The organism is Gaiella sp., assembly GCF_035558935.1.
Classification (GTDB): Bacteria; Actinomycetota; Thermoleophilia; order Gaiellales; family Gaiellaceae; genus Gaiella.
Genome location: NZ_DATMBZ010000135.1, coordinates 13,915 through 30,941, shown reverse-complemented (window position 1 = coordinate 30,941; position 17,027 = coordinate 13,915). Strand labels below are relative to the sequence as shown.

Annotated in this window: 18 protein-coding genes; 13 read left to right on the top strand and 5 right to left on the bottom strand. The window is 72.9% G+C overall.

The window, feature by feature from the left end:
* A partial coding sequence (locus tag VNM44_RS13155; RefSeq protein WP_325626342.1) for an FAD-dependent oxidoreductase occupies nucleotides 1–1,307 on the bottom strand: 1,307 nt, incomplete at its 3' end.
* A 74-nt stretch (nucleotides 1,308–1,381) separates the two neighbouring features.
* Here VNM44_RS13155 and can point away from each other — a divergent pair.
* The 3 genes from can to VNM44_RS13140 are packed head-to-tail and all read left to right on the top strand — an operon-like array spanning nucleotide 1,382 to nucleotide 3,269.
* The gene (gene can / locus VNM44_RS13150; RefSeq protein WP_325626341.1) at nucleotides 1,382–1,984 is read left to right on the top strand and encodes a carbonate dehydratase; all 603 of its coding nucleotides are present in this window, start codon (nucleotides 1,382–1,384) and stop codon (nucleotides 1,982–1,984) included.
* Complete coding sequence (locus VNM44_RS13145; protein ID WP_325626340.1) at nucleotides 1,984–2,337, top strand: cupin domain-containing protein; 354 nt, start codon at nucleotides 1,984–1,986, stop codon at nucleotides 2,335–2,337. The genes can and VNM44_RS13145 overlap by 1 nt, the downstream gene beginning before the upstream one ends.
* A gap of 2 nt (nucleotides 2,338–2,339) precedes the next feature.
* Nucleotides 2,340–3,269: an alpha/beta hydrolase gene (locus VNM44_RS13140; protein ID WP_325626339.1), complete on the top strand. Its 930-nt coding sequence runs from the start codon at nucleotides 2,340–2,342 to the stop codon at nucleotides 3,267–3,269.
* Nucleotides 3,270–3,287: 18 nt separating this feature from the next.
* Here the strand turns inward: VNM44_RS13140 and VNM44_RS13135 are convergent, their stop codons facing one another.
* From VNM44_RS13135 to VNM44_RS13125, 3 genes are read right to left on the bottom strand one after another with little or no spacing between them, the layout of a single operon-like run.
* The gene (locus VNM44_RS13135; RefSeq protein WP_325626338.1) at nucleotides 3,288–3,869 is read right to left on the bottom strand and encodes a MarR family transcriptional regulator; all 582 of its coding nucleotides are present in this window, start codon (nucleotides 3,867–3,869) and stop codon (nucleotides 3,288–3,290) included.
* A complete protein-coding gene (locus VNM44_RS13130) occupies nucleotides 3,869–4,492 on the bottom strand; it encodes an NADPH-dependent F420 reductase (protein WP_325626337.1) in 624 nt (207 codons plus the stop codon). Before VNM44_RS13130 ends, VNM44_RS13135 begins: the two co-directional genes overlap by 1 nt.
* Nucleotides 4,493–4,522: 30 nt before the next feature.
* Nucleotides 4,523–5,431, bottom strand: a complete 909-nt coding sequence (locus tag VNM44_RS13125) for a VOC family protein (protein WP_325626336.1) — start codon at nucleotides 5,429–5,431, stop codon at nucleotides 4,523–4,525.
* Between the two features lie 164 nt (nucleotides 5,432–5,595).
* Here VNM44_RS13125 and VNM44_RS13120 point away from each other — a divergent pair, with 164 nt between their 5' ends.
* From VNM44_RS13120 to VNM44_RS13090, 7 genes are read left to right on the top strand one after another with little or no spacing between them, the layout of a single operon-like run.
* Complete coding sequence (locus tag VNM44_RS13120) at nucleotides 5,596–6,027, top strand: CBS domain-containing protein (protein ID WP_325626335.1); 432 nt, start codon at nucleotides 5,596–5,598, stop codon at nucleotides 6,025–6,027.
* A gap of 34 nt (nucleotides 6,028–6,061) precedes the next feature.
* Nucleotides 6,062–8,443: an endonuclease MutS2 gene (locus VNM44_RS13115; RefSeq protein WP_325626334.1), complete on the top strand. Its 2,382-nt coding sequence runs from the start codon at nucleotides 6,062–6,064 to the stop codon at nucleotides 8,441–8,443.
* Between the two features lie 42 nt (nucleotides 8,444–8,485).
* Nucleotides 8,486–8,851, top strand: a complete 366-nt coding sequence (locus tag VNM44_RS13110) for a c-type cytochrome (protein ID WP_325626333.1) — start codon at nucleotides 8,486–8,488, stop codon at nucleotides 8,849–8,851.
* Between the two features lie 51 nt (nucleotides 8,852–8,902).
* A complete protein-coding gene (locus tag VNM44_RS13105; protein ID WP_325626332.1) occupies nucleotides 8,903–11,821 on the top strand; it encodes a DEAD/DEAH box helicase in 2,919 nt (972 codons plus the stop codon).
* Nucleotides 11,818–12,597 (top strand): hypothetical protein, encoded by a 780-nt coding sequence (locus tag VNM44_RS13100; protein WP_325626331.1) that lies wholly within the window; start codon nucleotides 11,818–11,820, stop codon nucleotides 12,595–12,597. The genes VNM44_RS13105 and VNM44_RS13100 overlap by 4 nt, the downstream gene beginning before the upstream one ends.
* Nucleotides 12,573–12,986 carry a VOC family protein gene (locus VNM44_RS13095; protein ID WP_325626330.1) on the top strand — a complete coding sequence of 138 codons (414 nt, stop codon included), beginning with the start codon at nucleotides 12,573–12,575 and terminating at the stop codon, nucleotides 12,984–12,986. The genes VNM44_RS13100 and VNM44_RS13095 overlap by 25 nt, the downstream gene beginning before the upstream one ends.
* Nucleotides 12,926–13,387, top strand: a complete 462-nt coding sequence (locus VNM44_RS13090; RefSeq protein WP_325626329.1) for a hypothetical protein — start codon at nucleotides 12,926–12,928, stop codon at nucleotides 13,385–13,387. Before VNM44_RS13095 ends, VNM44_RS13090 begins: the two co-directional genes overlap by 61 nt.
* Here VNM44_RS13090 and VNM44_RS13085 read toward each other — a convergent pair.
* Nucleotides 13,384–14,070, bottom strand: a complete 687-nt coding sequence (locus VNM44_RS13085) for a hypothetical protein (RefSeq protein WP_325626328.1) — start codon at nucleotides 14,068–14,070, stop codon at nucleotides 13,384–13,386. The two genes, VNM44_RS13090 and VNM44_RS13085, sit on opposite strands and share 4 nt — an antisense overlap.
* A 74-nt stretch (nucleotides 14,071–14,144) precedes the next feature.
* Here VNM44_RS13085 and VNM44_RS13080 point away from each other — a divergent pair, with 74 nt between their 5' ends.
* The 3 genes from VNM44_RS13080 to VNM44_RS13070 are packed head-to-tail and all read left to right on the top strand — an operon-like array spanning nucleotide 14,145 to nucleotide 17,025.
* Nucleotides 14,145–15,119 carry an aldo/keto reductase gene (locus VNM44_RS13080; RefSeq protein WP_325626327.1) on the top strand — a complete coding sequence of 325 codons (975 nt, stop codon included), beginning with the start codon at nucleotides 14,145–14,147 and terminating at the stop codon, nucleotides 15,117–15,119.
* Nucleotides 15,116–16,081, top strand: a complete 966-nt coding sequence (locus VNM44_RS13075) for an ornithine cyclodeaminase family protein (protein WP_325626326.1) — start codon at nucleotides 15,116–15,118, stop codon at nucleotides 16,079–16,081. The genes VNM44_RS13080 and VNM44_RS13075 overlap by 4 nt, the downstream gene beginning before the upstream one ends.
* Entirely contained in the window at nucleotides 16,030–17,025 is a 996-nt protein-coding gene (locus VNM44_RS13070) for a threonine ammonia-lyase (protein WP_325626343.1), read from the top strand. Before VNM44_RS13075 ends, VNM44_RS13070 begins: the two co-directional genes overlap by 52 nt.
* Nucleotides 17,026–17,027: the final 2 nt, after the last annotated feature.

Here is a 17,027-nt window from a genome sequence, read left to right as displayed (position 1 = left end):
GCGTTGACGCGTCGGGCGACGGCGCGGAAGAGATCCGGATCGCCGATCGAGGCCGGATAGGCGGTCAGCCGCAGGAACAGCGCCATGCTGTCGCGCGGGTCGCGGATGTCGATCTGGTCGCCCTTCCACAGGCGGATCCGGTCGCGGTCCTCGTCGGACACGGCGTCGAACCGGGCGGCGGCGTCCACTCCGGCCATGTCCTCGAACGCGAGCGCCAGGGCACGCGCGTCGTCCGCGCTCGCAGCGGCCTCGGCGAGCGTGAACCCGTGCGTGATCGAGAGCGACGCGCCGAGAGCGAACGTCGGGTTCGTGTGGCAAAGCGCGTCACCGATCGGCTGGATGCCGGTCGCCACGGGCTCGCCGTCGACGACGAGCGAGCGATGGAGGTTCTGGAGGCTTCCCATCGGAAGCACGGGCGTGATCGGCTCCGAGCAGTCGGGATGGATCCACGGGACGAGCGGCGGAATCGCGAGCGCGGCTGTCATGTAGGCCGTTTCGGACTTCAAGACCCGCAGCTCGCGATCCCAGGGCGGGATCATGAGCACGAGGGCGAACGTCCCGTTGTCCCCCAGAAAGACGACGAAGACGAGGTATCCCGTCTCACCGCGCGGCCCGCGGAGCAGAGACGGCAGCGAGGGCATCTCGACGCCCGGCCGCAGGCGGAAGTGGCGGCTGTAGTACAGGAGACCACACTCGTTGCGCCGCTCCGCGATACGACGCGCCCCGAGCTCCTCGAGCCACGACCGCACCTGTGACGTACGTCCGAGCGCATCGACGACGAGCTCCGCCTCGACCGTTCGTCCGTCGCTTGTCCGGGCTCCGGTGACGCGCGTCGCGCCGCTCCCCGGCGCAGGCGCACCCAGGAGTCCGGCGACTCGCGCGCCGCCCTCGATCCGCACGTCGGCCTCGGCCTCGGCGGCCGCGCGGAGCGCGCTTTCGAACACGGGCCGCCTGATGCAGATGGAGACGAACGACTCGTCGCCCGGGCGCGGCTCATCGGGGGCTAGCTCGAACTGGCGGTTCTCGAAGGCCCCGTCGGCGAGGACGCGGTCGAGCACGTCGGGCGCCTCGTCCAGCAGCGTGCGCCGGCCGAGACCGAGAAAGTTGTGCGGCTGGCGGAAGTGCGCGACGCCCGACCGCTCCCATCCGTCGAAGACGTGGTGGGGATCGCCATCGCCTGGGGTTGTCGGATCGCGCTCGAGCACGCAGACGCGACGACCGCGGCGGGCGAACCCGATCGCCGCGGACAGCCCCGCGAGCCCGCCGCCCATGACAGCGACGTCGGTTCGGATCGTCCCCCCTGCCACGAACGCATGATGCGCCCCGGCTCCGAGCGGAACAAGGACAGCGGGAGAGATCGAAAGGGCGATAGGTTCAGCGCATGACGGGCCTCGCCGAGCTGTTCGAGCGGAACCGGGCCTGGGCGGCGTCGATGGTCGCGGACGACCCGGCGTTCTTCACGACGCTCGCGGAGCGGCAGAAGCCCGAGTACCTCTGGGTCGGCTGCTCGGACAGCCGCGTCCCGGCGAACCAGATCGTCGGGCTCGCGCCCGGCGACGTGTTCGTCCACCGAAACGTGGCGAACGTCGTGGTGCACACCGACCTGAACTTCCTCTCGGTGCTCCAGTACGCGGTCGACATCCTCCGTGTGCGGGACGTGATCGTCTGCGGGCACTACGGCTGTGGCGGCGTGTCTGCGGCGCTCGTCGGCGCCCGCCACGGCCTGATCGACAACTGGCTCCGTCATGTCGCGGATGTGGCCGAGAAGCACGCGGAAGAGCTCGACTCGCTCGCCGAGGAGTCGAGGATCGACCGGCTGTGCGAGCTGAACGTCGCCGAGCAGGTCGCGAACGTCTGCCACACGACGGTCGTCCGCGACGCCTGGGCGCGCGGGCAGGACCTGACGGTGCACGGCCTCGTCTACGGGCTGCAGGACGGCTTGCTGCGCGACCTCGGTGTCAGCGTCTCCGCGGCGGTGGCGTGATGGGGCTCGAGCGTGCCGTCATCGTTCGCCCGGGCGAAGGGCACCGTGTCGCGAACGTCGAGTTCCTCGCGCGCACCGCCGACACGCCGCGCTTCAACTTCTCGATCATCACGAAGCAACCCGGCGAAGGGCCTCCGCTCCACGTGCACGCCGACGAGGACGACGCGTTCTACATCCTCGAGGGCGAGGTCGTCGTGATCGTCGAGGAGGAGGAGATCACCGTAGGGCCGGGGACATTCGTCCTCGTGCCGCCCGGCGTCGCCCACACGTTCGCGAATCGCGCGGCGGCCGTCGCGCGCATCGTCAACGTCCATGCCCCTGCGGGGTTCGACCTGCGCCTCGACGAGGACTGACAGTGCGGCTCCATCCCGAGGCGCAGGCGCTCCTCGAGCAGTTCGAGTCGCTCGGCGACCCACCGATCGAGTCCTCGACGCCCGAGGCCGTGCGTGCACTGCGGGCGTCGCGCATCCCGGCGCCGACGGTGGAGCTCCCGGAGATCCGGGACGTCGATGCGGGCGGTGTCCCGGCGCGCCTCTACCGGCCGAGCGCTCAGGACGGCCTCGGCCTGCTCGTGTACCTCCACGGCGGCGGCTGGGTGCTCGGGAGCGTGGAGACCCACGACCACGTCGCGCGGGCGCTCGCAGCCCAGAGCGGCTGCGCCGTCCTCTCCCTCGACTACCGCCTCGCGCCCGAGCATCCCTTCCCCGCCGGTCTCGACGACGCCTTCGCCGCGACCGGTTGGACCTACGAGCACGCCGAGGCGCTGGGATGCGACCCGGAGCGGCTCGCGATCGGCGGCGACTCTGCCGGCGCAAACCTCGCCGCCGTCGTGACGCAGAGCGCACGCGTGCCGTTCAGGTTCCAGCTTCTCGTCTACCCGGTCACGGACGCCCGTGGCGAAAGCGCCTCCATGACGGAGCTCGCCGACCGATTCTGGCTCAGGAAGGCCGAGATGGCGTGGTTCCTCCGGCACTATCTCTCGGGCGGCGACGGAGCTCCGGACGATCCGCACGTCTCGCCCCTCCTTGCCGAGGCTGCCGCCTTCGAGGCGTCGCCGCCGACGCTCGTGATCACCGCGGAGCTCGACCCGCTGCGCGACGAGGGCGAGGCGTACGCCGAGCGGCTCCGCGCCGCGGGTGTCCGCGCCGACGTAACGCGGTACGAGGGGATGTTCCACGGCTTCTTCTCGTTCGCCGAGCAGCTTTCCGACGGCCGGCGCGCCCTGGCGCAGGCGGCGGAGTCCGTCGGGGCCGCGCTCTCGCTCGAGGCGTCGTCGCGCGAGTGACGAGGGTGCGTCGAGTTCTCAGCAGCCGCCGTCGCCCGCGCCGTGCCAGCGACCGACGAGCCTCGTGAAGACGTTCGAGAGGGTCGCGATCTCCGCTTCGTCCAGCGAAGCGAAGTAGTGCTCCTCGACGAAGGCGAAGACCGCATCTTGGGCGCGCCGCGTCAGGGCGACACCGTCAGCCGTCAGCGTCACGTTGACCGCCCGCGCGTCGCTCGGGCACGGTCGCCGCTCGACGAGCCCCCGCGCCTCCAGCGAGTCGATGAGACGCGAGACGCGGCTGAAGCTCAGGCCCATCGCCTCGGCGATGTCCGTCTGGCGAAGCGTCCGGCTCTCGGCCCGCGCGAGCCGCCCCATGATTCCCAGCGTGCTCACGGTCAAGCCCTCGACCGGCCCGAGCACGTCGTCCGCCGCGCGCCGCAGCTGGCGGCTGAGCTCGAGGAAGCCCTCCCAGGCGCGCGCGTGCTCCGTCGACCAAGCCTGGTCGACGTTCTCCCCCATCATGTAGCCCGCCCGGGCGGTGATCCTGGCCATCGGGGCGTCGTCCACCGCGCCGCCGGGCGGCGACTCAGGGGGTGGGATCGTGTCGTGCGACGCGGTCATCAGCCGACGATCTTGACCGCACTTCCATAGCCGGTGCCGAGTCCCTCCTGAACCGCCATGTGGAGGTACCCCAGCGCCTCGAGCTGCCTGGCGCGGCGCAGCGGGCCTGCATCGACTGCGCGCAGGCCGGAGCTCTCGACCAGCGAGGCGACGGTGCGCTTCGCATCTGCGTCGTCCGAAGCGAGGAGCACGTCGAGCTGGTGTCCCGAGACCTCGCCCGACGACAGCGTCCCGGCGAACGTCGTGTTGAAGGCCTTGACGACCCTCGCGCCCGGCACGGCGGCGGCGAGCTCCTCGGCACCCGAGCCGGCGTCGGGGACGATCGGCTCGAAGGTCTCGGTGTCGAGCGGGTTCGAGATGTCGACGACGACCTTGGCATCGAGTTGCGAGCCGGCCTGCTGCGCGACGTCCAACGTGACGGGGTACCAGACCGCGAGCACGACGACGTCGTCGGCGATCGGGTCGCCGACGGTGCCAGCGCTGACGCTGCCGCCGAGGTCGGCCGCGAGCGCCTCCGCGTTCGAGCGCTCCGTGCCCAGCAGCGTGACGGCGTGGCCGCCCGAGACGAGGCGAGAGCCAATGCCGCGGGCCATGTTGCCGGTACCGATGATCGTGACGTCCATTGGTGTCGCTCCTTTCGACTGGGCTGCGCCTCAGCGGAGCTCTGCGAGACGCAGCTCGTTGGCGGAGGGGTCGCGCGTGATCAGGATGTCTCCCTCGACCTCGTACGGCTGTCCGTCGGAGTCGAGTCGCTCGCGGATCGCAGCGAGGCGGGCGGGCTCGACGACGAGCTCGAAGAACCGGAGGCGTGCCGCACCGGCGGGCGTCGGCGGCGCACCCTCGCCCTGCCAGGTGTTGAAGGCGAAGCGGTGGGGGAAGCGGCCGCCCGCGCTCAGGTCCGCGAAGCCCATTCCGGGAACGAACGTGTGCTCCTCGAACCCGATCACGTCCGTGTAGAACCGCCGCGTCGCCTCCAGGTCGGCGACGTGCAGATGCACGTGCCCCACCGTCGTGCCGATCGGCAGCCGCCGGTCGAGGTCCCGGTCCGTGAGGTGGGAGAGCACCTCGCGGACGTCGAGCGCCTCCGTCAACCCCCGCAGCCGGCCGCTCGCGTCCCGGATCGTCACGGACGCCGGTCCGACGGTGATCTCGCCGGCGCGCTCGGGGGTCTCGAGGGTGAGCTCGAGTTGGATGCCGTCCGGGTCGCTCAGGTAGGTCGCCTTCGAGAAGATGTGGTCGGTCGGGGCCTGGGGCACGCCCGCAGCGGCGATCCTCGCGAGGACGCGGGCGAACTCCGTCTCGTTCGGAAGGTGGATCGCGACGTGGTAGAGGCCCGTCCGTCCGGGGACGGGGCCGTGCCCGGCGCCCGGGTGCAGGACGATAAGGGCGCGCCCGTCGACGCCGAGGTGGATCGCGTCGCCCGTGCGCGCGATCTCGGCGAGTCCGATGAGGTCGCGCCAGAAGGCGACCGACCGCGCGGCATCGGTCACGTCGAGGTGTACGGCGCCGTACGTCAGCCGTTCGTGGGCTGCGGGGAGCCGTTCGAGGTCGTCGGTTGCCACGGATGCGGTCATCGTTCCTTCCGGTCGTCGCAGAGATTTGTTGCTAGCGCAAATATAGCAGTAGTGGCGTGCGCCGGGACGCTTCTCTTTCGGGGAAATCGGCGCACAGGGGATTGCGTCCGAGCCGTTCGTGGTAGAAGCTTGTGCCAAGGGGTACGAGCTTCGTGGGTCACGTGTCGGACATCCTCGACGGGAAAGGCCGCGACGTCCTCGGCATCGAGGGCTCGGCCACGGTGCACGAGGCCGTCGCGAGGATGGTGCAGGGCAACGTCGGCGCGTTGCTCGTGTACGAGAACGGAACGCTCGCCGGCATCGTCACCGAGCGCGACTACCTCCGCCGCGTCGCGGTCCAGGGCCGGGACGAGCGGACGACGCCCGTGCGGGAGATCATGACGCGGGAGCTCGTGTACGTCGGGCCCGAGGCGTCGATCGACGAGTGCATGGCCGTGATGACCGAGCGGCGCATCAGGCACCTTCCGGTGCTCGGAGACGCACGTGACGTGCTCGGAATCGTCTCGATCGGCGACCTCGTCAAGTTCCAGTCGAACGAGCAGAGCGTCCAGATCCAGTTCCTGACGGAGTACATCTCGGGCTGACCGGCCGGGCGAGCGGCCCTCCTACACTGCCTCGATGGATCCGCGGGCCCTGGAGCTGCTCGAGCTCCCAGAGATCCTCGAGCGCCTCGCGGCCGTCGCGGCGAGCGAGCCGGGGAAGCACCGCTGCCTCGCGCTCGAGCCGGCCGCCGACGTCGACGAGGTCGGGCGGCGTCAGGCGCTCACGACCGAGACCGTCCGGCTCCTCGAGGAGTCGGCGGAGCCCGAGCTCGCCGAGGTGCGGGACGTACGGCACGCGGTCGAGGTCGCCGCACGCGGGAGCACCCTCGACACCGCGACGCTGTGGGCGATCGCCGTCTCGATCGACGCCGCGATCGCTGCGCGTGCGGCGGTCGAGCCCGTCGACGTGCCCGGCCTGCGTGAGCTCGTGCGTCGCATCGAGACGTCTCTCGGCCAGGTCTCCGAGCCGATCCGCCGCGCGGTGGAGGACGACGGGTCGGATCTGCGGGACGGCGCCTCGCCCGCTCTCCGGCGGCTTCGCCGCGAGCTGCGGGAGGGCCGCGGCCGGATCGCAGAGCGGCTCCGAGCGCTCGCCCGCGACCCGTCGCTGCGCGAGCACCTCTCGGAGGACTTCGTCACCGAACGGGCCGGACGGCCGGTGCTCGCGCTCCGCGCGTCCGCGCGGGGGGCGGTGCCGGGGATCGTGCACGACAGCTCCGGCTCCGGGCAGACGCTGTTCGTCGAGCCGTTTGCGGTCGTCGATGACTCCAACCGGCTGCGCGAGGCGGAGAGCGCGGAGCGCGAGGAGGTAGCGCGGATCCTGCGCGAGCTGTCGACGACGGTCGGAGCTCGGGCGGAGCCGGTCGTGGGCCTCGTGGGAGCCGTCGCAGAGCTCGATCTCGCCCTCGCCTGCGGCATTCTCTCGCGCCGGTGGCGCGGGACACCGGTCGCACGGGGTCACTGCGTCGTACTGCGAGGCGCCCGGCATCCGCTTCTCGACCCGGCGGCCGCCGTGCCGATCGACCTCGCGCCCGGCGAGCTCAGGGCGGTGGTGATCAGCGGCCCGAACACCGGCGGCAAGACCGTGGCGCTGAAGACGCTCGGTCTCCTCGCGCTCCTGCATCAGTGCGGGCTGCGCCCGCCGGCCGACCACGCGGAGCTGCCTGTCTTCGACCAGGTGCTCGCCGACATCGGCGACGAGCAGTCGATCGCGATGAGCCTCTCGACGTTCTCCGGGCACGTGCGCAATCTCGTGTCGATCCTCGAGCGCGCGACCGACCGGTCGCTCGTGCTGCTCGACGAGCTCGCCGCGGGAACCGACCCGGTCGAGGGCGCGGCACTGGCCCGGGCGCTGCTCGAACGACTCACCACACAGGCGCGGCTCACGGTCGTGACGAGCCACTACTCCGAGCTGAAGGAGTGGGCCAGCGCGACGGCCGGCGTCGCGAACGCTGCGACTGGCTTCGACGCGGAAACGGAGGAGCCGCTCTACCGCATCGCCCTCGGGCGCCCGGGGACGTCGCACGCGCTCCGGATCGCGGCCCGGCTGGGGCTCCCGCCGGAGCTCGTCGACGACGCCCGCTCTCACGTCGCGCCCGAGCGCCTGCGTATCGCGGAGCTGCTCGCCGAGGCGGAGAGCGCCGAGGAGCGGGCGGCCGTGGAGCGGGAGCAGGCGGCCGACGCGCGCTCCGCCGCCGAGGAGGCGCGGCGGGCCGCAGAGGCCCGCGTCACGGAGCTCGAGCAGGAGATCGATCGGGTTCGGGCATCGGCGCAGGCCGAGCGCGAGCGCACGCTCGCGGCGGCGGAGCGCGAGCTCGCCGGGACGAAGGCGGAGCTGGACGCCCTTCGCGCCGAGATCCGCGCCGCGCGGCGCCTGGAGCGGGAGCGGCGACGGGCGACGACTCCCAAGGCGCTCGCGAAGGAGCGTGAGCGCGACCGTCGCCTCGGCGCCGCGTCGGAGCGTGCCGCCCACGTCGGACGCGCCCTGCGCGATGCCGAAGAGCCGCTTCCCGTCACCGTGCCGCTCGCACCCGGCGATCCGGTGATCGCTCCCGCGCTCGGCGTCCGTGGGACGATCGACGAGATCGTGCGCGAGGACGCCGTCGTCGTCGGGCGCGGCGGTCTCCGCGTTCGCGTGCCGGTCGCGCGTCTTCGGCCGGATCCCGACGCGCAGGCGGACGGACCGCCCGAAGAGGGGGTCACTGTGCGCGCGCCGACTCCTACCCATGCGCCGTCGGAGCTCGACCTGCGGGGACGGACGGCGCAGGAGGCACGCGAGGCCGTGCGGAGCTTCGTCGATGCGGCCTCCCTCGCCGGACGTGACGAGCTCCGCGTGATCCACGGCCGCGGCACCGGCGCGATCCGCACCGCAGTTCGCGACGAGCTCGCGCGGCACCCGCTCGTCTCCTCCCACGAGCCCGACTCCGCGGACGGCGCGACCGTCGTGCGCCTGTCGTAGCGCGGTTTGCGCTGCCCGTCCGCCCGGGTAAGAAACGCGTTCATGCGCGCACGGATCGCACTCCTGGCGCTCGCCGGCGCGCTCGCCCTCGTCGCGGCGGGGTGCGGCGGCGACGACAACTCGGGCACCGCCGAGCCGACCCCCGTGACGACGGAGACGACCGCCGGGCAGGCGGGAGACGCCGCAAGCGGCAAGACGGTGTACGCGTCGGCGGGGTGCGGCGGCTGCCACACGTTCGAAGCCGCGGGCTCGACGGGAAGCGTCGGGCCGAATCTCGACGACGCCGCGCCGTCCTACGACGCGGTCGTGACGCAGGTGACGAACGGCGGCGGTGCCATGCCGTCCTTCAAGGACAAGCTCACGGCGCAGGAGATCCGCGACGTGGCCGCATTCGTCTCCGGCTCCTAGCCTTCCGCGGGTCGGCCCGGCGTCAGCCGTCGCACCTATGCTTACGGGTTCGTGTCCGAGCCCGCCCTCGCCTCCCCGAAGCCCGACCGCGCGACCCTCGAGATCCTCTGGCAGGACGACGCAGGCGCCTGCCTGGTGGTGCGCGAGCCGGACGGTGGGCTCTCTGCCGGGGCGCTGGACGCGGGGCTGCCCGCGGTCGTCGAGATCGCCCACGCGGGACAGACCGCCGCGGGTCGGCGGATCGAGCTCGACGAGCTGCTCTCGCTCGCCGCCCCGGCCGACGGCGGGCTCGACCTCGGTGGGACGGCGCGCACGGTGCTCGCGGTCATCGGGGTCGCACGACGGTCGGTGGCGGCGGGGCTCGTCCATCCCCATCTCGAGGCGGCCGACGGGCGTTGGCATGCGCTCTGGGGAGCAACGCTGGACGAGCACGTCCGCGACGAGCTCGACGCGATCGCCCATGCGGCCCCGGCCGCCGCGGCGGACGCGTTCGACGGCGACACGCGGGCGTTCGTGTACGACCTCTACGGCTGCGCGCTCGACGAGCTCGCCCGGCAGGCGCTCCGCAGCGCGCGCGCCGCGCTCGCCGTCCCCTCGCCCCGTGCGGCGGGGGCGACCGAGCACTTCCTCGCCGGGCTCGCGGCGGCGTCGCCGGAGCTGCCCCCGGCGTCCGGGTATCCCGCGCTCGAGCGTCGGCTCGGCGCGTGGGTGGACGGCGGCCTCGCGCACCGCTCGCGCGCCCCGTGGAACGTCGGGTTGCGACTCGACGAGGGCGACGAAGGCGTAGCGCGGACCGAGGACGCGGCGACCCCGGTCGTGCTCGAGCTGTGGCTCGAGGCGGCCGACGACCCGACCCTCGCGCTCCCCGCGTCGCTGCTCGAGGACGGCGCGGACGACGTGTTCGGCTTCCTTCGCGACAGCGATCCACACCGCGCGCTCGAGCGCCGCCTCGCCACGATCGAGCCGATCCTCTCGGGCGCGGGGATCTCGCTCGGCGATGACCCGACGACGCCGATCGAGCTCGACTCGGACGCTGTGCGGACGTTCCTGCGGCAGGCGATGCCACAGCTCGAGGAGCTAGGCGTCCCGGTTCATCTTCCCCGCGCCTGGGTCGCGTCGGCCACCCGCGTCCGGGTCAACCTCGTCGCGACGCAGTCTCCGGCCGTCTCGAGCGGCCTCCTCACCCGCGACGCGATTGCGTCGTTCGACTGGCGGGTCGCGATCGGTGACGTCGAGCTGACAGAGGACGAGCTGCGGGCGCTCGCGGCCGCCAAGGAGCCGCTCGTCCGGTTGCGCGGCAAGTGGCATGCGCTTCGCGCCGGCGAGGTCGAGCGCGCGCTCCGCTTCCTCGACGGACGCGGCCGCGGCGCCGGCGTGGTCGAGCTCGTCCGCGCGGTGTCCGGCATCGAGACGGACGAGGCGGGCGTGGAGCTCGGCGAGGTCAGGCTCGACGCAGGCTTGGAAGCGCTCCTCGCGGACACCTCCGAGCGTCGCTACCGCTCCCTCGCGACGCCCGCCGGCCTGACGCACGAGCTCTTCCCGTTCCAGGAGCGGGGACACGGTTGGCTGCGGCTGCTCGGCGACCTGGGCGTCGGCGGGATCCTGGCCGACGACATGGGCCTCGGCAAGACCGTCCAGGCGATTGCGACGCTCGTCTCCGAGCGGCAGGACACCGACGGCGAGGTCGGGCCGACGCTCGTCGTCTGCCCGATGAGCGTCGCGCAGCAGTGGGCCCGCGAGATCGCCCGGTTCGCCCCGACCCTCCGCGTCCACCTCCACCACGGTCCGACGCGCCTGCGCGAGACGGCCTTCCTCGCGGCCGCGCGGGCGAGCGACGTGGTCGTGACGTCGTACGACGTGGCGACCCGCGACGTCGCGCTCCTCGGGCGGATCGTCTGGGACCGGCTTCTGCTCGACGAGGCACAGGACGCCAAGAACCCCCGGACGAAACGACACCGCGCGCTGCGTCGCATCCCGCGCCGGCGGGCGCTTGCGCTCACGGGGACGCCGATCGAGAACCGGCTCGGCGAGCTCTGGGCGATCATGGACCTCGTCAACCCGGGCCTGCTCGGGTCGCTCCAGGCGTTCGAGCGGACGCTGGCCCGCCCGATCGAGACACGGCGGGACCCGCTGGCGCTCGAGCGGCTTCGCGCGCTGGTGGGGCCGTTCGTGCTGCGTCGCGCGAAGGACGCGCCGGAGGTCGACCTCGACCTCCCTCCGATCACGATCACGAAGGTCCCGTGCCACCTCACGGTGGAGCAGGCAAGCCTCTACCGGGCCACCGTCGACCGCTGGCTGCCTCGCATCGAGACCCACGAGCGGGCTTTCGACCGGCGCGGCGCGGTCCTCGCGATGCTCGGCCAGCTCAAGCAGGTCTGCAACCACCCCGAGCTGGTCGTCCCGACCGGTCGCGCGCTCGAAGGCCGCTCCGGGAAGCTCGAGCGTCTCGTCGAGCTGCTCGCCGCCGTGCCGGAAGACGACAAGGCGCTCGTGTTCACGCAGTATCCGGGCTTCGGGCGGCTCGCGTCCCACCTGGCGACGCGACTCGGTCGCGAGGTCGGCTTCTTCCACGGCGGTCTCTCGGCCCGGGCCCGGGAGGAGCTCGTCGCGCGGTTCGAGTCGGATCGCGGCCCGGGCGCCATGGTCGTGTCCCTCCGGGCCGGCGGGCGCGGCCTCAACCTGCCCGCGGCGAACCACGTCGTCCACTTCGACCGCTGGTGGAACCCCGCCGTCGAGCAGCAGGCGACCGACCGCGTCCACCGCCTCGGCCAGCGCAAGCCGGTCTTCGTGTCGAGCCTCGTCTGCACCGCGACGCTCGAGGAGCGGATCGATGCGCTGCTGGACGCGAAGCGCGAGCTCGCCGACGACGTGATGGCGGCGCGGGCCGACGACTGGCTGTCGGAGCTCGACCTCGACGCGATCCGTGCCGCGGTCGCGCTCGCGCCCGAGGCGATCGAGGCGTCCCCGTGAACGAGCTGGTGCTCGCAGGCGGCGCGCCGATCGAGGTCGACGGCGGCGGCTTCCGCATCGGGCTCGGGCCGTGGGCGCGGCTCCTCGCGTCCACGATCGTCCCGGACGAGAGCTCTACGCGTGCGGAGCGCGGTCGCGAGCTCGCGCGGGCCGGCGCAGTCTCGGACGTGAGCGTCGCAGAGGGCGTGGTTCGTGCCCGCGTGAGCGGCTCGGGCGGCTCGCGATACGCGGTCTCCCTCGAGACGGCGCCGTTTCCTCCCGCGACATGGGCCGACGCCGTCCGTGCGGCGCGCAGCCGCCGAGGGCTCGAGCACGGCGTCGAGGGCGCGCAGCAGTCGGTCCACCTCGTGCACCACCTGGAGACGGAGCTCCAGGAGCCGCTCGTCCCGCCCACGCGGCGGATCCGCACGTCGTGCACGTGCCCCGACCGCGAGCGCTCGGCCGTCTGCAAGCACGTCGCCGCGCTGGCGTTCGTCCTCGCCGACGCGATCGACGGCGACCCGTCGCTCCTCCTGCGCTGGCGCGGCTGCGAGCCCGTCGCGCCGCCGGCCTCCCGGAGCGGCGATCCCTGGTCGGCCGGCGAGCTGCCCCCTCCGCGGCCGCACCGCGCGCTTCCACCCGGGGCCGTTGTCAAGCGCCTCGGGCGAAGTGGGATCCGCGTCGGCGGCCGTGACCTGGCCGACGCGCTCGGGCCCGCCTACCGTGCCTTCGCCGCGACCGCCGTGGAGCCGGCGGGTGGCATGATCGAGACATGGAGCAGCGACTCAGCCTCGTGACGCTCGGCGTGGCCGACCTCGAGGCGGCGCGGCGGTTCTACGAGGGACTCGGCTGGACGCCCGTCTCGGGCCCGGACGACGTCCACTTCTTCCAGGCGGGTTGCATGGTCGTCGCGCTGTGGTCGCGCGACGCGCTGCGCGAGGACAGCGGCGTCGACGACCCGGGCGGCTGGGGCGGCATCACCCTCGCCCACAACGTCCGCTCTCCCGTCGAAGTCGACGCGGTGATCGAGGAGGCCCGGGCCGCCGGAGCGCGAATCGCGCGCGCGCCCGCCGAGACGTTCTGGGGCGGCTACTCGGGCGTGTTCGTCGATCCGGACGGCCACCCGTGGGAGGTGGCGCACAACCCACACTGGACGCTCGACGCCGACGGCTCGGTGCAGCTCTGACCCACGGCTACTCGGCGACGCCACTCGCACGCAAGCTCGGGATCGGCGAGGGCTGCTCGTACGCGGTCGTCGCCGATCCCGGTCACGTCGACGAGCTCCTCTCCCCGCTCCCGCCGGGCGCCCGTCGCGTCGACCGGCCCGCCGAGGCCGACGTCGTCGTCTGCTTCGTGACGGCGCGGGCGGAGCTCGAGGAGCGCCTCGGCGAGCTCGCCGGGGCAATCCACCCCGATCGGCTGCTCTGGATCGCGTGGCCCAAGCGGGCGTCGAAGGTGCCGACGGACATGACGGAGGACGCCGTGCGCGACGTCGCGCTCCCGCTCGGGCTCGTCGACACGAAGGTCGCGGCGATCGACGGCACGTGGTCGGGGCTGCGGCTCGTCTGGCGCCGGGAGCGGCGTTAGGTGCCGAGGATGTTGATCGCGCGTGCGGCGACGACGACGACCGTCACCGCGGAGACCCCGGCCTCGAGCCCCATGAAGAGCTTCGCTCGGTGCGTGAGCGGCATTGCATCGGTGGGGCTGAACGCGATCGAGTTCGTCACGGAGACGTACACGTAGTCGAGGAGCGCCGGCGCCCACGTCCGGGGCGCGAGCTGCGGGTTCTCGTCCTGCGGGAACTGGAAGTCCGGCCGGATGCGCGACGCAGCAAGTGCGCGCTGCACCGGTCCGCCGCTGTCGAGCTCCCAGAAGACGAGCGAGAACGTGATCACGTTCGTGAGGAGCACGACCGCCGCGCTGAGCAGCAGCTGGCCTCCACTCGGGCGCCAGTGCATGAGCGACACGATCACGCACGTGATCCCCGCGATGGTCCCGAGCCAGAGGAAGGCGAGCAGGCCGATCGCGAGCTCGCGTCGGCGCTCCCCGAGCCCCATGCGCCCGGGACCGATCCAGAACGTCGCGACGAGGACGGCGGACGGCGCGCTGATCACGAGCCAGATCCACCAGTTGTCGGACCCGAACAGCTCCCATCCCGCCCGCCGGCTGACGAGGGCGAGCGCGACATTCGCGCCGAGGATGATCGCGGCGAAGGGCGCAGCCTCGCGCCGTGCCTCCTGCCACGCGGTGTGGGCCCCGTCGCTGCTCACATCGACCGGTGTTCGTCGTCCGCGGGGCCAACCCTATGCGGCCGTCGGGCGCGCCGCCTGCGTACGATCGGCGCGTGGAGCAGCGGGCACTCGGCCGGAGCGGCGTCGCGGTCTCGCACGTGATCCTCGGCTGCGGCAACTTCGGCGGCGTCGGCTCGGCGCCGCGGCTGTTCGGCCAGGGAACCTCACGCGACGACGCGTTGCGGCTCCTCGACGCCGCGTGGGACCTCGGGATCACGACCCTCGACACCGCCGACGCGTACGGCGGCGGGCGCAGCGAGGAGTACATCGGCGCGTGGCTCGCCACGAAGGGGGCCGACGTCCGCGACCGCGTCGTGATCGCAACGAAGACGTTCAACCCGATGGAGGACGGCGGCGACCGGGGTCTCGGAGCGGCACGGATCCGCCGGCAGGTCGAGTCGAGCCTGCGCCGGCTCGGCGTGGAGCGCATTCCGCTCTACCTGGCGCATGCCTTCGACCCCGACGTCCCGCAGGAGGAGACGCTCACGGCGTTCGACGAGCTCGTCCGGCACGGGACGGTCGGAGCGGTCGGCGCCTCGAACTTCAGCGCCGAGCAGCTCGCGGAGGCCCTCGAGATCTCGGCGCTCGAGGGCCTGACGCGCTACGAGTGGGTGCAGAACGCCTTCTCGCTGCTCGAGCAAGGGGACCGCGAGACGATCTTTCCCCTCTGCCACGAGCACGGGCTCGGCTTCACGCCGTTCGCCCCGCTCGCCGGGGGCTGGCTGACCGGCAAGTACCGCCGCGGCGAGGAGCCGCCGCCGGGCTCGCGGATGACCGTGCGACCCGAGGGATCGGAGCACTACCGGTCGGGCCCGACATTCGACGCGCTCGAGGCGTTCGAGCGCGCGGCGGCCGACCGCGACGTCTCGATGGCCGCGCTGGCGGTCGCCTGGCTGCTCCACGTGCCGGAGGTCACGGCAGTGGTGGTCGGGCCGAACACGGTCGCGCAACTCGCGCCCGTCGCCGAAGCGCTGGACGTCACGCTCGACACGGAGGAACGGGCCTCGATCGGAGCGCTGTTCGCGTGACCGCGCTCCTGCTCACCGAGGCCGACGTCCGCGAGGTGCTCGACATGGAGTCGTGCATCGCGGCGATGGAGGACGTGCTCGCGGCACTCGCGCGGGACGAGCTCTCCCTCCCGCTGCGCTCGATCTTCGTCCCGCCGGGAGAGGCGCTGATGGGGCTCATGCCCGCCTATCGCGGCGGCACCGATCCGGTCTTCGCGCTCAAGGAGATCGTCGTCGCCCCCGCCAACAGCGGGCGCGGGCTCGACCCGCATCAGGGAACGGTGCTGCTCCACGACGGCGTCACGGGTGTGCTCCGGGCGATCCTCAACGCTTCGGCTGTCACCGAGATCAGGACGGCCGCGGTTTCCGGAGCGGCGACGAGGCTCCTCGCGCGTCCAGGTGCCCGGCACGTGGCGATCCTCGGCGCAGGCGTGCAGGGGCGCTCGCACGCCCAGGCGATGCGCACCGTGATCCCGGATCTCGAGCTCCGTGTCTGGAGCCGTACCCCGGAGCACGCCGAAGCGCTGGCGCTCGAGGCCCATGGCCTCCCGTGCGACACGGTCGAGGAGGCGCTCGACAGGGCCGACGTCGTCTGCACGTGCACCGCCTCACGCGAGCCGCTCGTCCGCCGCTCGTGGCTCGCGCCCGGGGCGCACATCAACGCGGTCGGCTCGTCGGTCGCGTCGGCGCGGGAGCTCGACGCCGACGTCGTGGCGGACGCCTCGCTCTTCGTCGACCGACGCGAGTCGACCGTGAACGAATCCGGCGACTATCTCCGTGCCGTCGAGGAGCGCGGCATCGGGCCCGACCACATCCGCGCCGAGCTCGGCGAGCTCCTGGCCGGTACGCACCCCGGCAGGCGGAGCGACACCGAGCTGACGCTGTTCAAGTCGCTCGGGATCGCGGTGGAGGACCTCGCGGCCGCGGTTCTCTGCGTCGACCGGGCACGGGAGCGCGGGATCGGCACCGAGGTCGACTTCTGATCCCACTCGAGGCGATCGAGCGAGCCCGCGCGACCACGGCCGACACGGTCTCGCGGACCCCGCTCGTCCGGCTCGACGTCGAGGCTCCGTGCGAGATCTGGCTCAAGCTCGAGTGCCTCCAGCCGATCGGCTCCTTCAAGCTGCGCGGCGCGACGAATGCGATCCGCCAGGCGGACCCGGCCGAGTGGCGCGCGGGGGTCTGGACGACGAGCGCCGGGAACATGGCCCAGGGCGTGTGCTGGGTCGCACGCGAGCTCGGAGCCCCTGCGACGGTCGTGGCGCCCGACCACGCTCCGCGGGCGAAGCTCGACGCCGTGGAGCGCCTCGGCGGCCATGTCGTCGCGGTGCCCTACGACACCTGGTGGGAGACGATGGAGACGGGCGCCTATCCCGGCCTGGGCGGCCTCTTCGTCCATCCCGTGCTCGACGAGCGGGTCATGGCCGGAAACGGCGTGATCGGGCTCGAGCTGGCCGAGGAGCTCGACGGCATCGACGCCGTCCTGGTGCCGTGGGGCGGCGGCGGCCTGACGACCGGGATCGCGAGCGCGCTCGCGGCCGTCTCGCCGTCGACCCGCGTGATCGCCTGCGAACCGGAGACGGGCGCGCCCCTCACGGCGTCGCTCGCCGCAGGCGAGCCGGTCAGCGTCGACTACGTGCCGTCGTTCGTCGACGGCGCAGGGTCGAAGGCGCTCCTGCCGGCGATGTGGGAGCGAGCCCGGTCGCTCGTCGCGGGGGCGGTGGCGCTCTCACCGGGCGAGGTCGCGAGCGCAGTCCGGCTGCTCGCGACACGCGCCCACGTCGTCGCCGAGGGTGCCGGCGCGCTCGCGCTCGCGGCGGCGCTCGCCGGCCACGGCGGCCAGGGACGGGTCGTGTGCATCGTCTCGGGAGGCAACATCGACGCCGACCGCTTGGCGACGATCCTCGCGGGCGACGTCCCTGGCTGAGC

Bases quoted from the DNA above. Each gene is read 5' to 3' on its own strand.
- VNM44_RS13145 (WP_325626340.1), top strand. From the start codon at position 1,984: ATGGGGCTCGAGCGTGCCGTCATCGTTCGCCCGGGCGAAGGGCACCGT.
- VNM44_RS13130 (WP_325626337.1), bottom strand. From the start codon at position 4,492: ATGGACGTCACGATCATCGGTACCGGCAACATGGCCCGCGGCATTGGC.
- VNM44_RS13110 (WP_325626333.1), top strand. From the start codon at position 8,486: ATGCGCGCACGGATCGCACTCCTGGCGCTCGCCGGCGCGCTCGCCCTC.
- VNM44_RS13135 (WP_325626338.1), bottom strand. From the start codon at position 3,869: ATGACCGCGTCGCACGACACGATCCCACCCCCTGAGTCGCCGCCCGGC.
- can (WP_325626341.1), top strand. From the start codon at position 1,382: ATGACGGGCCTCGCCGAGCTGTTCGAGCGGAACCGGGCCTGGGCGGCG.
- VNM44_RS13115 (WP_325626334.1), top strand. From the start codon at position 6,062: ATGGATCCGCGGGCCCTGGAGCTGCTCGAGCTCCCAGAGATCCTCGAG.
- VNM44_RS13095 (WP_325626330.1), top strand. From the start codon at position 12,573: ATGGAGCAGCGACTCAGCCTCGTGACGCTCGGCGTGGCCGACCTCGAG.